This window comes from Neisseria sp. HMSC066H01, assembly GCF_001837375.1.
Taxonomy (GTDB): domain Bacteria; phylum Pseudomonadota; class Gammaproteobacteria; order Burkholderiales; family Neisseriaceae; genus Neisseria.
Genome location: NZ_KV832179.1, coordinates 1 through 15,633, shown reverse-complemented (window position 1 = coordinate 15,633; position 15,633 = coordinate 1). Strand labels below are relative to the sequence as shown.

At 46.1% G+C, this 15,633-nt stretch carries 11 protein-coding genes, 1 tRNA gene and 1 pseudogene; all 13 read right to left on the bottom strand.

Annotation, left to right across the window (positions count from 1 at the left end; genetic code table 11):
• Positions 1-114: 114 nt before the first annotated feature.
• Positions 115-2,220, bottom strand: a complete 2,106-nt coding sequence (fusA, locus tag HMPREF2551_RS00145; RefSeq protein WP_070813714.1) for an elongation factor G — start codon at positions 2,218-2,220, stop codon at positions 115-117.
• An 18-nt stretch (positions 2,221-2,238) separates the two neighbouring features.
• Entirely contained in the window at positions 2,239-2,709 is a 471-nt protein-coding gene (gene rpsG / locus HMPREF2551_RS00140) for a 30S ribosomal protein S7 (protein WP_002240962.1), read from the bottom strand.
• A gap of 117 nt (positions 2,710-2,826) precedes the next feature.
• The gene (gene rpsL, locus HMPREF2551_RS00135; RefSeq protein WP_002218431.1) at positions 2,827-3,198 is read right to left on the bottom strand and encodes a 30S ribosomal protein S12; all 372 of its coding nucleotides are present in this window, start codon (positions 3,196-3,198) and stop codon (positions 2,827-2,829) included.
• A gap of 251 nt (positions 3,199-3,449) precedes the next feature.
• Positions 3,450-7,625: a DNA-directed RNA polymerase subunit beta' gene (rpoC, locus tag HMPREF2551_RS00130; protein ID WP_070836708.1), complete on the bottom strand. Its 4,176-nt coding sequence runs from the start codon at positions 7,623-7,625 to the stop codon at positions 3,450-3,452.
• Positions 7,626-7,780: 155 nt separating this feature from the next.
• On the bottom strand, positions 7,781-11,959 hold the full coding sequence (rpoB, locus tag HMPREF2551_RS00125) for a DNA-directed RNA polymerase subunit beta (protein ID WP_036491331.1): 4,179 nt from the start codon (positions 11,957-11,959) through the stop codon (positions 7,781-7,783).
• Between the two features lie 189 nt (positions 11,960-12,148).
• Positions 12,149-12,520 (bottom strand): 50S ribosomal protein L7/L12, encoded by a 372-nt coding sequence (gene rplL / locus HMPREF2551_RS00120; protein WP_003677916.1) that lies wholly within the window; start codon positions 12,518-12,520, stop codon positions 12,149-12,151.
• Positions 12,521-12,577: 57 nt separating this feature from the next.
• Positions 12,578-13,078: a 50S ribosomal protein L10 gene (rplJ, locus tag HMPREF2551_RS00115; RefSeq protein ID WP_049323748.1), complete on the bottom strand. Its 501-nt coding sequence runs from the start codon at positions 13,076-13,078 to the stop codon at positions 12,578-12,580.
• A gap of 223 nt (positions 13,079-13,301) precedes the next feature.
• Complete coding sequence (gene rplA, locus HMPREF2551_RS00110) at positions 13,302-13,997, bottom strand: 50S ribosomal protein L1 (RefSeq protein ID WP_003677918.1); 696 nt, start codon at positions 13,995-13,997, stop codon at positions 13,302-13,304.
• A complete protein-coding gene (rplK, locus tag HMPREF2551_RS00105; RefSeq protein WP_002220151.1) occupies positions 13,997-14,431 on the bottom strand; it encodes a 50S ribosomal protein L11 in 435 nt (144 codons plus the stop codon). The genes rplA and rplK overlap by 1 nt, the downstream gene beginning before the upstream one ends.
• Before the next feature lie 104 nt (positions 14,432-14,535).
• Entirely contained in the window at positions 14,536-15,069 is a 534-nt protein-coding gene (gene nusG, locus HMPREF2551_RS00100; RefSeq protein WP_003680697.1) for a transcription termination/antitermination protein NusG, read from the bottom strand.
• Between the two features lie 2 nt (positions 15,070-15,071).
• Positions 15,072-15,347 (bottom strand): preprotein translocase subunit SecE, encoded by a 276-nt coding sequence (gene secE / locus HMPREF2551_RS00095; protein WP_003680696.1) that lies wholly within the window; start codon positions 15,345-15,347, stop codon positions 15,072-15,074.
• A gap of 131 nt (positions 15,348-15,478) precedes the next feature.
• Positions 15,479-15,554: transfer RNA gene (locus HMPREF2551_RS00090), tRNA-Trp, on the bottom strand.
• A 6-nt stretch (positions 15,555-15,560) separates the two neighbouring features.
• Positions 15,561-15,633: pseudogene (locus tag HMPREF2551_RS10145) on the bottom strand (elongation factor Tu); the annotation flags it as partial.

Genomic DNA, 15,633 nt, shown 5'->3' with positions numbered 1-15,633 from the left:
TTGCTACGTTCAAATTTTTCCTTAGCCATGAGCTAATTCCTTTACATATAAAGATCGATTAAAGAACAATGGCCGTCTGAAAATTTATTTTCAGTTTCAGACGGCCTTTTCTGATTAGCCTTTACGGGCTTCAGTTACAGCAGCAGCTACGTGAGCAGGAGCTTCAGCGTATTTTTTGAACTCCATGGAGTAAGTAGCACGGCCTTGGGTTGCAGAACGCAGGTCGGTTGAGTAACCGAACATTTCTGCCAGAGGTACTTCAGCACGAACTTTCTTACCGCCGATACCGTCATCATCCATACCCAATACAACGCCGCGGCGACGATTCAAGTCACCCATTACGTCACCCATGTATTCTTCAGGTGTTTCCACCTCAACTGCCATGATTGGTTCCAACAGAGCTGGATTGGCTTTACGCATACCTTCTTTGAAGGCTTGAGACGCAGCCAATTCGAAGGCCAGTTGAGAGGAGTCAACATCGTGTGAAGAACCGAAGATCAAACGCACACGTACGTCAACTACTGGGTAACCGGCAACGATACCGTTAGGCAAAGTATCGCGAATACCTTTATCGACAGACGGAATAAATTCGCGAGGAATCACACCACCTTTAATTTCATCGATAAATTCGTAGCCTGCACCACCTGGTTCCATAGGTTCCATTTTGATCACAACGTGACCGTATTGACCTTTACCACCAGATTGTTTGGCGTGTTTGTATTCGGCTTCAACTTCTTTGCGGATGGTTTCACGGTAAGCTACTTGAGGCGCACCGATGTTTGCTTCCACACCGAATTCGCGTTTCATACGGTCAACAATAATTTCCAAGTGCAGCTCACCCATACCGGAAATAATGGTTTGACCGGATTCTTCGTCTGTACGAACACGGAAAGAAGGGTCTTCTTTTGCCAGACGGTTCAGGGCAATACCCATTTTCTCTTGGTCAGCTTTGGTTTTCGGCTCAACGGCAATATGGATTACCGGCTCAGGGAATTCCATGCGTTCCAAGATGATCGGTGCGCTTTCTGCACACAAGGTCTCACCAGTAGTTACGTCTTTCAGACCGATAGCGGCTGCGATGTCGCCAGCGCGTACTTCTTCAATTTCAGTACGGTCTGCAGCAGTCATTTGTACCAAGCGACCGATACGTTCGCGAGTACCTTTTACAGAGTTCAATACAGTATCACCGGATTTCACCACACCAGAGTAAACGCGGATGAAAGTCAGCTGACCAACGTATTTATCGTTCAACATTTTGAACGCCAATGCAGAGAATTTCTCTTCATCGCTTGCTTGGCGGCTGTCGGCTTCTTCAGTGTTAGGGTTAACACCTTGAACTGGAGGAATGTCGGTAGGAGCAGGCAGCAATTCTACAACTGCGTCCAACATACGTTGAACACCTTTGTTTTTGAATGCTGAACCGCACAACATTGGTTGAATTTCACCTGCCAAAGTACGTTGACGCAATGCGCCTACGATTTCTTCTTCAGTCAGCTCATCACCGCCCAAGTATTTGTCCATCAATTCTTCGCTGGCTTCTGCTGCGGCTTCAATCATGTTTTGACGCCATTCTTCGGCAGTCTCAACCAATTCAGCAGGAATATCGCCATAGGTAAAGGTTGTACCTTTATCGGCTTCATTCCAAATAATGGATTTCATTTTCAACAGGTCAACAACACCGCTGAAGCTGTCTTCCGCACCAACCGGAATCACGATAGGCACAGGGTTTGCACGCAAACGAGTTCTCATTTGCTCTACAACACGGAAGAAGTTGGCACCTTGACGGTCCATTTTGTTTACAAATGCCAGGCGAGGAACTTGGTATTTGTTAGCTTGACGCCATACGGTTTCGGATTGAGGTTGAACACCACCTACTGCACAGTAAACCATTACTGCACCGTCCAATACACGCATAGAACGCTCTACCTCTACGGTAAAGTCAACGTGTCCTGGGGTATCGATAATGTTGAAACGGTGTTCAGGGAACTGTTTCGCCATACCGGACCAATAAGAAGTCACAGCAGCAGAAGTAATGGTAATACCACGCTCTTGCTCTTGTTCCATGTAGTCGGTAGTTGCCGCACCGTCATGTACCTCACCCAACTTGTGAGTCAAACCTGTATAGAACAGAATACGTTCTGTTGTGGTTGTTTTACCCGCGTCAATATGGGCAGAAATACCGATATTGCGATACAGGCTGATAGGGGTCTTACGAGCCATTTTGTTAGCCTTTCGATATTAGAAACGGAAGTGAGAGAATGCTTTGTTAGCTTCAGCCATGCGGTGTACTTCTTCACGTTTTTTCAACGCACCGCCACGACCTTCAGCCGCATCAATCAATTCGCCTGCCAAACGCAGGTCCATAGATTTCTCACCACGTTTACGGGCCGCATCGCGAACCCAGCGCATTGCCAAGGCCAGACGACGTGAAGGACGAACTTCAACAGGAACTTGGTAGTTTGCACCACCTACACGGCGGCTTTTCACTTCCACGATAGGTTTGGCATTTGCAATGGCTTCGTTAAATACTTCGATTGCTACTTTGCCGGTTTTTTTCTCAATTTGCTCCAGCGCACCGTAAACGATACGCTCTGCAACAGATTTTTTACCGTCAATCATCAATACGTTCATGAATTTAGTCAGCTCAACGCTGCCGAATTTTGGATCTGGCAGTACGTCGCGCTTAGGGACTTCTCTACGTCTTGGCATTTTAATTTCCTTTAGTCTATTCAGTTGGGTCTATTCCCATGAATACCCAATTAAGTATTCACTTACTCGGCCGTTGTTCAGCTTAGGCGGCCGACGTGCCTATTTGAGTCCCGATAATTATTTAGGACGCTTAGCACCGTATTTAGAACGGGCTTGTTTACGGTCTTTAACACCTGCAGTATCCAAAGAACCGCGTACAGTGTGGTAACGTACACCTGGCAAGTCTTTTACACGACCGCCGCGGATCAATACGACGCTGTGCTCTTGCAGGTTGTGGCCTTCACCACCGATGTATGAAATGACTTCAAAACCGTTGGTCAGGCGAACTTTACATACTTTACGCAATGCAGAGTTAGGTTTTTTAGGGGTAGTTGTGTATACACGGGTGCATACGCCACGTTTTTGCGGGCAAGCTTCCAGTGCAGGCACTTTGTTTACGTACACGGGCTTTTGACGGCCTTTGCGTACCAATTGGTTAATAGTTGGCATATTTTCTCGTCCTGTTGAGTTAAATACTTGCCGACACCATGTCGACAAGATTGGAATTATATTTTTATTGCAAGGGTTTAGTCAAGCAAATGACTGATAAAGTTTAGTGTTTTTCTATTTATCTTTAAATTTTGAAAGCAATGGCCGTCTGAAAGATTCAGACGGCCTCGCTCTCTACCCTATTTAAGCCCTCTATAAAATAAAACCGCAAGACTGGCTTGCGGTTTTATTTTCACGAAAATCCTTCCGGATTATTCGTCTGAAGCTTCGATTTCAGAAGTTTCTTGATCGGCTTGCTGCCATTGTTGGTGACGGCTGCGGTGGTAGGTCAAACCTGTACCGGCAGGAATCAATCGACCGACAATCACGTTCTCTTTCAAACCGCGCAGCTCGTCTTGTTTGCCCATGATAGCGGCCTCGGTCAAGACGCGGGTTGTTTCTTGGAACGATGCCGCAGAAATGAAGCTGTCGGTAGACAAGGAAGCTTTGGTAATACCCAACAACACATTTTCATAACGTGCCGGCTCTTTGCCTTCAGCGATCGCTTTCTCATTGGCAAGCATCACATCGCTACGCTCGACTTGTTCACCGGTAATAAACTCTGTATCACCAGCATCCACAATGTTCACACGGCGCAGCATTTGGCGGATGATGACTTCGATGTGTTTATCGGAAATCTTCACACCTTGCAGGCGGTAAACCTCTTGTACCTCTTGAACAATGTAGCGAGCCAATGCTTCGATACCTTGCAGACGCAGAATGTCGTGCGGATCTACGGCACCGTCCACAATGGTTTCACCGCGGTTTACCACTTGACCGTCGTGTACCAAAATCTGTTTCTCTTTAGAAATCAGCGTTTCGTATGCTACACCGTCTACGTCGGTAATAATCAGACGCTGTTTACCTTTGGTTTCTTTACCGAAGGAAACGGTACCGGTAATTTCAGCCAACATGCCGGCATCTTTCGGCACGCGTGCTTCAAACAACTCAGCAACGCGCGGCAGACCACCGGTAATATCGCGGGTTTTAGAAGACGCTTGAGGAATACGCGCCAGCACATCACCCTTACCGACTTCCTGACCTTCACGGACAGTAATCACCGCACCGACCGGGAACGCCATAGAAACCGGCGTAGTCGTACCTGGGATACAGATTTCCAAACCGTTCTCATCCAACAATTTGACAGTCGGACGCAACAGTTTAGAAGCACCGGAGGAGCGACGTTTGCCGTCGATGACCACCAAAGTGGACAAACCGGTTACATCATCGGTCTGTTTCGCAACGGTTACACCCTCTTCTACGTTTTCAAATTTCACCAAACCTGCATGTTCGGTAATCATCGGACGGGTATGCGGATCCCAAGTTGCCAAAGTTTGACCGGCTTTAATGGCTTCGCCGTCTTGTACCAACAGGATTGCACCGTAAGGTACTTTGTGGCGTTCACGTTCACGGCCGATTTCATCGTGAATCACAACTTCACAAGAGCGGCCAATGACAACCAATTCGCCTTTGTTGTTGGCAACGTAACGCATTTGGCTGCTGAAACGAGCTGTACCGTTGGATTTGGCTTCCACTTGGCTGGCAGCAGCCGCACGGGATGCCGCACCACCGATGTGGAACGTACGCATGGTCAGCTGAGTACCTGGTTCGCCAATAGATTGTGCAGCAATGACACCTACAGCCTCACCAGCGTTAACCAGTTTACCTCGCGCCAAGTCGCGGCCATAACAGTGTGCACACAAACCATGACGGGTTTTACAAGTAATCGGCGTACGGACTTTAACCTCGTCAACACCGGATTGGTCAATGATATCGACTAATTTCTCAGTCAGCAGTGTACCTGCTTCAACCAATGTTTCTCCTGTTGAAGGATCAACAACATCTGATGCAGTAACACGACCCAAAATACGATCGCGCAACGCTTCAATTACGTCACCGCCTTGTACTACTGCTTTCATGACAAAGCCGTCTGAAGTACCGCAATCGTCTTCAACAACAACCAAGTCTTGAGTTACGTCTACCAGACGACGGGTCAGGTAACCGGAGTTCGCGGTTTTCAACGCGGTATCCGCCAAACCCTTACGCGCACCGTGGGTCGCAATAAAGTATTGCAATACGGTCAAACCTTCGCGGAAGTTGGAGGTAATCGGCGTTTCAATAATGGAGCCGTCAGGTTTGGCCATCAAACCACGCATACCGGACAACTGTTTAATCTGAGCCGCAGAACCACGGGCACCAGAGTCGGCCATCATGTAAATAGAGTTGAAGGATTCTTGATCAACTTCGTTACCGTCACGGTCGATAACTTTTTGTTTAGACAAGTTGTCCATCATCGCTTTAGCGATTTTATCGCCGGCACGACCCCAAATATCGACTACTTTGTTGTAGCGTTCGCCGTTGGTCACCAAACCTTGACGGTATTGGTCTTCAATTTCTTTAACTTCGGCATTAGCCTCAGCCAACAAGGCTGCTTTTTCTTTCGGAATTTCCATATCGTCAACAGCAATGGAAATACCGCCTTTAGCCGCAAAACCGAAACCGGTATACATCAAGTGGTCGGCGAAAATAACTGTTTCACGCAGGCCGCACAAACGGAATGATGCGTTAATCAGTTTAGAAATTTCTTTTTTCTTCAGCGCTTTGTTGATGTACTCGAACGGCAGGCCTTTAGGCAAGATTTCGCTCAACAATGCACGGCCGACTGTTGTTTCGTAACGGTTAACAACAGGTTCAAACTCACCTGCTTCGTTTTTCACCCATTCGCGCAGGCGTACGGTAATTTTCGTACCCAACTCAACCTGTTTGGTATGGTATGCACGATGTACTTCTTTCACATCGGCAAACAGGCTGCCTTCGCCTTTGGCATTGATACGGTCGCGGGTCATGTAGTACAGACCCAATACGATGTCTTGGGAAGGTACAATGATTGGTTCGCCGTTAGCTGGAGACAATACGTTGTTTGAAGCCAGCATCAAAGTGCGAGCTTCCATTTGTGCTTCCAAGCTCAATGGAACGTGTACGGCCATTTGGTCACCGTCAAAGTCGGCGTTAAATGCGGCACACACCAACGGATGCAACTGAATCGCTTTACCTTCGATCAGGATAGGTTCGAACGCTTGAATACCCAAACGGTGCAGGGTTGGCGCACGGTTCAGCATAATCGGATGTTCGCGGATTACTTCTTCCAAGATATCCCATACTTCCGGTACTTCTTGTTCTACCAATTTTTTCGCTGCTTTAACGGTAGAGGCCAAACCTTGTTTTTCCAATTTGTGGAAAATGAACGGTTTGAACAGTTCCAAAGCCATTTTCTTCGGCAGACCGCATTGGTGCAGACGCAGGTATGGGCCTACGGTAATCACGGAACGACCGGAGTAGTCCACACGTTTACCCAGCAGGTTTTGACGGAAGCGACCGCCTTTACCTTTAATCATGTCGGCCAACGATTTCAGCGGACGTTTGTTGGCACCGGTCATGGCTTTACCGCGGCGGCCGTTATCCAACAGAGAGTCAACTGCTTCTTGCAACATACGTTTTTCGTTGCGAACGATGATATCAGGCGCATGCAGTTCCAACAGACGTTTCAAACGGTTGTTACGGTTGATAACGCGACGGTACAAATCGTTCAAATCGGAAGTGGCAAAACGACCGCCATCCAATGGAACCAAAGGACGCAAGTCAGGCGGCAATACCGGCAGCACATCCATAATCATCCACTCCAGTTTCATACCGGAACGATGGAAGGCTTCCAACACTTTCAAGCGTTTGGCAATTTTTTTGATTTTGGTGTCAGAACCGGTAGATTCCAGCTCTTGACGCAGGATTTCGATTTCGCCGGTAATATCCAAGGTGCGCAACAATTCACGGATACCTTCTGCACCCATTTTGGCATCGAAGTCGTCGCCGTATTCGTCCAGTTTGTTATAGTAATCGTCTTCAGTCAGCAATTGACGACGTTGCAACGGAGTCATACCGGGATCGGTTACCACAAATGCTTCAAAGTACAATACGCGTTCGATGTCGCGCAAAGTCATGTCCAGTACCATACCCAAGCGGGAAGGCAGGGATTTCAAGAACCAAATGTGTGCAACTGGTGCAGCCAATTCAATGTGGCCCATGCGTTCGCGGCGTACTTTGGACAGGGTCACTTCTACGCCACATTTTTCACAGGTTACGCCTTTAAATTTCAAGCGTTTGTATTTACCGCACAAACATTCATAGTCTTTGACCGGGCCAAAGATTTTGGCGCAGAATAAACCGTCGCGCTCAGGTTTGAACGTACGGTAGTTAATGGTTTCAGGTTTTTTAACTTCGCCATAAGACCATGAGCGGATGGTTTCGGGAGAGGCAATACCGATTTTGATGGCATCAAACTCTTCTTCCATGCCGGCGGTTTGCAACGGATTAAATAAGTTCAACAAATTCATTTTTGCTCCTTGAAGGAAGTATTTTTACCGCGTGGTGGATTTTCGATATTGGAAACGGTACTTTTGATTTCAGACGGCCTAAATGCCGATTGCTTCATTCTTATTCTGAAATCATTTTTTCAGACGACCTTAAAAGGCCGTCTGAAAACTTCTGTTTAGTAGCGTTCCAAATCGATATCCAAGCCCAGTGAGCGAATCTCTTTAACCAATACATTGAAGGATTCAGGCATACCGGCATCGATTTTGTGTTCGCCTTTGACGATGTTTTCGTACATTTTGGTACGACCGTTCACGTCGTCCGACTTCACTGTCAGCATCTCTTGCAGTGTGTAGGCTGCGCCGTATGCTTCCAGTGCCCAAACCTCCATCTCACCGAAACGTTGGCCACCGAACTGAGCTTTACCGCCCAGAGGTTGTTGGGTAACCAGACTGTACGGACCGGTAGAACGGGCGTGCATTTTCTCATCAACCAAGTGGTGCAGTTTCAGATAGTGCATCACACCGACTGTTACCTTGCGGTCAAATGGTTCGCCAGATCGTCCGTCATACAGCGTGATTTGGGTTTTGCTGTCGTTAAAGCCCAATTTTTCGACTTCAGGATCATCGCTTGGATAAGCCAAATTCAGCATTTCGCGGATTTCGGATTCTTTCGCACCGTCAAACACTGGGGACGCGAAAGATGCGCCTTTACGCAAGTTAGAAGCCAATTCGATGATTTCTTCATCTGTCAGGCTGTCTAAATCTTCTTTCTTACCGCTGCTGTTGTAGAGTTTGTTCAAGAACTCGCGCAGCTCGCTGGCTTTGCGTTGCTCTTTCAGCATACGGTCGATACGCTCGCCGATACCTTTTGCCGCCCAACCCAAGTGAACTTCCAAAATCTGACCGATGTTCATACGGGAAGGTACGCCCAACGGGTTCAGTACGATGTCCACCGGACGGCCGTCAGCCATGTAAGGCATGTCTTCCACCGGCAGAATGCGTGATACCACACCTTTGTTACCGTGGCGACCCGCCATTTTGTCACCGGCTTGCAGACGGCGTTTGATGGCGATAAATACTTTCACCATTTTTTGTACGCCCGGCTGCAGCTCGTCGCCTTGGGTCAGTTTTTTCTTCTTGATCTCATACAACTCATCCGCTTCTTCGCGTTTTTGTTGCAGGCTCAATTTAATCAGTTCCAACTGTTTGGCCAAATCTTCGTCAGCCAGGCGGATATCGAACCAATCATGTTTGCTGGACAGGCTTGCCAGATATTCAGTAGTAATCTCGCTGCCTTTAGCCAGCTTCATCGGGCCACCGTTGGCTTTTTGGCCGACAATCATGCGCTCAATACGGTCAAATGCGTCGTTATCAAAAATACGCAACTGGTCGCTCAAGTCTTGACGGTAACGTTTCAGCTCAGAATCAATAATGGATTGGGCACGTTTGTCGCGTTGGATACCTTCACGGGTAAAGACTTGAACGTCGATAACGGTACCGCTCATGCCGGTAGGCATACGCAATGAAGTATCTTTTACATCAGACGCTTTTTCACCGAAGATGGCACGCAACAGTTTTTCTTCAGGAGTCAGTTGGGTTTCGCCTTTAGGCGTTACTTTACCTACCAAGACGTCACCAGCTTCCACTTCTGCACCGATGTAAACAATACCGGATTCATCCAAACGGTTTTGCATACGCTCGGACAAGTTCGGAATATCGCGGGTAATGTCTTCCGCACCCAGCTTGGTATCGCGGGCAACAACGTTCAATTCCTCAATGTGAATCGAAGTATAGCGGTCGTCTGCAGCCACTTTTTCAGAAATCAGAATCGAGTCTTCGTAGTTGTAACCGTTCCACGGCATAAAGGCGATGGTCATGTTTTGACCCAAAGCCAATTCGCCCAAATCGGTGGATGCTCCGTCGGCAATCAAATCGCCGCGTTGCAAAACATCGCCTGCTTTGACAGCTGGACGTTGGTTGATGTTGGTAGATTGGTTGGAGCGGGTAAATTTAACCAAGTTGTAAATATCAACACCCACCTCACCGGCAGTCGCCTCATCGTCATGGACACGAATCACAACACGGTTGGCATCAACATACTCAACCACACCGCCGCGACGGGCAACGATTGCAGTAGCAGAGTCAACGGCAACAGAACGCTCGATACCAGTACCAACCATCGGTTTTTCAGGGCGCAGACACGGTACAGCCTGACGTTGCATGTTAGCACCCATCAATGCACGGTTCGCGTCATCATGTTCCAAGAACGGAATCAGGGATGCCGCTACGGATACCACTTGACCGGTTGCCACGTCCATATATTGCACACGGTCAGGCGTTGCCATAATGGTTTCGCCTTTTTCACGACAAGTGACTAAATCGCCAATCAAATTACCGTCTTTGTCCAAATCAGCATTCGCCTGTGCAATCACATAGCGGCCTTCTTCGATGGCAGACAAGTAATCGATTTCTTCAGTTACCTTACCATTAACAACGCGACGGTAAGGGGTCTCCAAGAAGCCATAATCATTGGTACGCGCATAAACGGACAATGAGTTAATCAAACCAATGTTCGGACCTTCAGGTGTTTCAATAGGACATACACGGCCATAGTGGGTCGGATGTACGTCTCGCACCTCAAAACCTGCACGTTCACGGGTCAAACCACCCGGGCCCAATGCAGATACACGACGTTTATGGGTTACTTCAGACAATGGGTTGGTCTGATCCATAAACTGGCTCAATTGGCTAGAACCGAAGAATTCTTTAATCGCAGCAGAAACAGGTTTCGCATTAATCAAGTCATGCGGCATCAAGTTCTCAGATTCCGCTTGATTCAAACGTTCTTTAACGGCACGTTCTACACGAGCCAAACCACTGCGGAATTGGTTTTCTGTCAACTCGCCTACGGAACGAACGCGACGGTTGCCCAAGTGGTCAATATCATCTACTTCGCCATGACCATTACGCAATTCAACCAATGTAGCAATGGAAACTACAATGTCTTCTACGCTCAGAACGTAACCGCCTTTTTCAGCTGCACCGGCCAAAGTCTCATTCAACAGACGGCCATACCAAGAGTTTTGTTGTGCTTCGGACAATTTTTGCTCGTATGTACGCGTATTAAATTTCATACGGCCTACACGAGACAAGTCATAGCTGTCTTCACTGAAGAACAAACGGTTGAAGAGCTGCTCGACAGCTTCTTCGGTAGGTGGTTCGCCAGGACGCATCATGCGGTAAATTGCTACACGCGCAGCTTGTTGGTCGGCTGTTTCATCTGTACGCAGAGTGCTGGAAATATAACCGCCCTGATCCAATTCATTGATGTACAGGGTAGTAATTTCTTTTACACCGTTAATATCAAGTTTGGCCAACAGCTCTTCTGTGATTTCATCGTTAGCAGAAGCCAATACTTCGCCGGTTTCCGGATCAATCAGATCAGTAGCCAATGCTTTACCCAACAGGCTTTCTGGTTCTACATCCAGTCGAGTCAAGCCTGCATTGGTAATATCACGGATATTTTTCGCAGTAATACGTTTACCTTTTGCAACCAATACATTGCCTTCTTTATCCAAGATATCAACTTTGGCAGTTTCGCCTTTCAGACGGCTTGCAACCAGATCTGTTTGAACACCGTTTGAAGACAAATAGAAAGTTTCTTTGTCATAGAAAATATCCAAGATTTGTTCATTGTTGTAACCCAAAGCTTTCAACAAAATCGTAACCGGCATTTTACGGCGACGGTCGATACGGAAATACAGCAAATCTTTTGGATCAAATTCGAAATCCAACCATGAACCACGGTAAGGAATAATACGAGCAGAGAACAACAGCTTACCGGAAGAATGAGTTTTACCACGGTCATGCTCAAAGAACACACCTGGAGAACGGTGCAACTGGGAAACAATTACACGCTCTGTACCATTGATAACAAAAGAGCCACTTGGCGTCATCAATGGGATTTCGCCCATATATACTTCGTTTTCACGAACTTCTTTTACAGTCGGTTTAGACGCTTCTTTATCCAAAATCACTAAACGGATACGTGCACGCAATGGAGCCGCATAAGTAATACCGCGCAATTGACATTCAGGAATATCGAACAAAGGTTCGCCCAATGTGTAATGCACAAACTCCAATCGCGCATAACCATTATGGCTCACAATCGGGAAAATAGAATTGAATGCTGCTTGCAGACCATCATCAGTACGTTGGTCAAAAGCGTTTTCCAGCTGCAAAAATTTCGCATAAGAATCAATTTGGGTTGCCAGCAGGAAAGGAACATCCAAGACATTCTCTCGCTTTGCAAAACTCTTACGGATACGTTTTTTCTCGGTAAACGAATAGCTCATATACACTCCGAAAAGCAATTTTAAATAATAGGCCGTCTGAAACAACGACATGCATTAACTTAATATTTACATTTATTTGCAATGATTTTATAAAAACTATGCAAATAAATGTAAACAATGCCTGATGCTTATTTTAAGAAGCAAAATAAGGCTGGCAGAAAACTGCCAGCCTTCACAGGAAGCATTAAATTATTTGATTTCGACTTTAGCGCCGGCTTCTTCCAGTTGTTTTTGGATATCTTCAGCTTCAGCTTTAGAAACACCTTCTTTCAGAGTTTTAGGTGCACCGTCAACGATGTCTTTAGCTTCTTTCAGACCCAAGCCAGTGATAGCGCGGACAACTTTAATCACGCCAACTTTTTGATCACCAGCAGAAGCCAATACTACGTCAAATTCAGTTTTTTCTTCAGCAGCAGCTGCACCAGCACCTGCAGGACCTGCAACTGCAACGGCAGCAGCAGAAACGCCAAATTTCTCTTCAAAAGCTTTAACCAGGTCGTTCAATTCCATTACGGTCAAAGAACCAACGGCTTCCAAAATGTCTTCTTTAGTAATAGCCATGCTATTTTACTCCAAATATTGTATTAAAAAATAATTGATTAAATGAAACAAAATCGATTAAGCGGCTTCTTCGCCGGCTTTTTTCTCTGCCAAAGCAGCCAAACCACGTGCAAAGCCTGATACAGGAGCTTGCATAACGAACAACAGTTTGGACAACAGTTCTTCGCGGCTTGGAATAGAAGCCAACTCAGCAACCTGAGCAGGATTCATCACTTCGCCATTGTAAGAACCGGCTTTAACGATGATTTTGTCATCTTTTTTCGCGAATTGGTGCAGCACTTTAGCAGCAGCAACAGCATCTTCAGAAGCAGCGTAAACCAATGGACCAACCATTTGATCGGCCAAAGCTGCGAATGAAGTACCCTCTACTGCGCGACGAGCCAGAGTATTTTTCAGAACACGCAAGTACACGCCTTCTTTACGTGCATTCGCACGAAGCTCAGTCATGCTGGAAACACTGATACCGCGATATTCAGCGACTACGAGAGTTTGAGCGTTAGCAATAGCTGCGCTAATTTCCTCTACGGCCACTTTCTTGGTTTCAATATTGAGACTCAAGGTCTACCTCCCACTGTTTATAAACAGGATACCGAAATGATATCCCACCAGCGCGGTAACCTAAAAAGACATCTTACAAGCAATCTTGCAATGTGTTTCAGGACTACCGTCTGCGTAGGGCAGTTACGATTAAATCTTACGATCCCTACGGTCTTGGACATCTACTTAATTTTAAGTAGCCCAAATTCAGGCAATCCAGAAAGCCGGATCACCTGAAAATTTCTTAGTTGTTCACGCTTGCAGTATCAACGCGAACACCCAAACCCATAGTGCTGGATACAGCAACTTTTTTCAGGTACTGACCTTTAGCAGCAGCAGGTTTGGCTTTAACGATAGCATCCAGCAACGCATTGAAGTTTTCTTTCAAGTCAGCTTCAGCGAAAGAAGCACGACCGATAGTTGCATGAACGATACCGGCTTTATCTGTACGGTATTGTACTTGACCTGCTTTTGCATTTTTAACTGCTTCAGCAACGTTAGGAGTAACAGTACCTACTTTAGGGTTTGGCATCAGGCCACGAGGACCCAAGATGGTACCCAATTGACCAACGATACGCATTGCATCAGGAGAAGCAATAACAACGTCAAAGTTCAGGTTACCAGCTTTGATTTCAGCAGCCAGATCTTCAAAACCGACAATATCTGCACCAGCTTCTTTAGCAGCATCTGCATTTGCACCTTGTGTAAATACAGCTACGCGAGTTGTTTTACCGGTACCTTTAGGCAGAACGACTGAACCACGAATAACTTGGTCAGATTTACGAGGATCAACGCCCAAGTTGAAAGATACGTCAACAGACTCGTCAAATTTAGCGGTAGCAGCTTTTTTAACCAAAGCAATTGCTTCGTCGATTGCGTACAGTTTGTTAGCTTCAACAGAAGAGCGAAGAGCTTTCAAGCGTTTAGATACTTTAGCCATTATACAACACCCTCCACGTCCAAGCCCATTGAGCGAGCAGAACCTGCAATAGTACGAACAGCCGCATCCAAATCAGCAGCAGTCAAATCAGGCTCTTTAGTTTTAGCAATTTCTTCCAACTGAGCACGGGTCAATTTACCCACTTTGTTGGTCAGAGGATTAGAACTACCTTTTTGCAGACCAGCAGCTTTTTTCAACAAGATAGAAGCTGGTGGAGTTTTCATCACAAATGTGAATGATTTATCTGCAAATGCAGTAATCACGACTGGAATTGGCAAACCAGGTTCCATACCTTGGGTTGCAGCATTAAATGCTTTACAGAATTCCATGATGTTCAAACCACGTTGACCCAAAGCAGGACCAACTGGGGGAGATGGATTGGCTTTACCTGCAGGAATTTGCAGTTTGATGTAGCCGATAATTTTCTTTGCCACTTAAGGACTCCTAAAAACGGGTATAACGCGGAACCATTCCGCTTCCCAAACAGAATTTGCGATTATATCTGCTTAAAAAAAAATTTTCAAGCGAATTAAATCACTTAAATCTTTTCAACCTGACCGAACTCTAATTCAACCGGTGTTTCACGACCAAAAATCTGAACTGAAACACGCAGTCTATTACGTTCGTAATTAACTTCATCAACAATACCGTTAAAATCAGCAAATGGGCCTTCGTTTACTCGCACTTGCTGACCAACTTCAAACTCAACTTTTGGTTTTGGCTTCTCAACACCTGTTTTGGCTTGTTGCAAAATAGCATCCGCATCTTTTTGAGAAATTGGGATTGGACGATTTCCGCTACCACCTACAAAACCATTTACTCGAGGGGTACTCTTAACCAAGTGCCATGAATCATCGGTCATTTCCATTTCAACCAACACATAGCCTGGATAGAATTTACGCTCACTTATGGTTTTTCGGCCATTCTTGATATCTACCACTTCCTCTACAGGAACGAGAATCTGACCAAAATATTCTTCCATGTTTTCACGAGCAATGCGCTCTTTCAATGTTTTTTGAACATTTTTCTCGAAACCGGAATAGGCCTGTACCACATACCAACGCTTTGACATCTTTACCCTTTCCTATTTAATAAAACATCAAAAAACAACCATGAAATAATTGTATCTGCCGCATAAATGAAGGCTGCTAAAACTGCAACGAAGATAATCACGAATACAGTCATTTTGACCGCTTCATCACGACTCGGCCAAACTACCTTCTTAAACTCAGTCCAAGAGCTTTTAAAATATGCAAACAGACCTTCTTTCTTTTCAGGAGCCGGCTTATTACTTACCACAACTTCCTTTTTCTGATGGTCTTCTTTGCGTCCAGACGGATGTTCTGTCATCTTTACTCACTTATCAATACCCCACCCGCCTTCATTTTAGATAGTGGCATTGATCCATTAATTAATTCCAAATAATCTTAAAACTTAAGTACAAAAAAATTAACCGGCACAAGGCCGGTTAATTTTTTATTTGGCAGGCCAAGAGGGTCTCGAACCCCCAACCCTCGGTTTTGGAGACCGATACTCTACCAATTGAGCTATTGGCCTCTAAACTTAAGCGATTACAGAAGAAACCACACCCGCACCTACGGTACGACCACCTTCGCGAATCGCAAAGCGCAGACCT

What these genes read in the sequence shown, in the direction of transcription:
- rplL (WP_003677916.1), bottom strand. Translation starts at nt 12,520, where the DNA reads ATGGCTATTACTAAAGAAGACATTTTGGAAGCCGTTGGTTCTTTGACC.
- fusA (WP_070813714.1), bottom strand. Translation starts at nt 2,220, where the DNA reads ATGGCTCGTAAGACCCCTATCAGCCTGTATCGCAATATCGGTATTTCT.
- secE (WP_003680696.1), bottom strand. Translation starts at nt 15,347, where the DNA reads ATGACAGAACATCCGTCTGGACGCAAAGAAGACCATCAGAAAAAGGAA.
- nusG (WP_003680697.1), bottom strand. Translation starts at nt 15,069, where the DNA reads ATGTCAAAGCGTTGGTATGTGGTACAGGCCTATTCCGGTTTCGAGAAA.
- rplA (WP_003677918.1), bottom strand. Translation starts at nt 13,997, where the DNA reads ATGGCTAAAGTATCTAAACGCTTGAAAGCTCTTCGCTCTTCTGTTGAA.
- rpsL (WP_002218431.1), bottom strand. Translation starts at nt 3,198, where the DNA reads ATGCCAACTATTAACCAATTGGTACGCAAAGGCCGTCAAAAGCCCGTG.
- rpoC (WP_070836708.1), bottom strand. Translation starts at nt 7,625, where the DNA reads ATGAATTTGTTGAACTTATTTAATCCGTTGCAAACCGCCGGCATGGAA.
- rpsG (WP_002240962.1), bottom strand. Translation starts at nt 2,709, where the DNA reads ATGCCAAGACGTAGAGAAGTCCCTAAGCGCGACGTACTGCCAGATCCA.
- rpoB (WP_036491331.1), bottom strand. Translation starts at nt 11,959, where the DNA reads ATGAGCTATTCGTTTACCGAGAAAAAACGTATCCGTAAGAGTTTTGCA.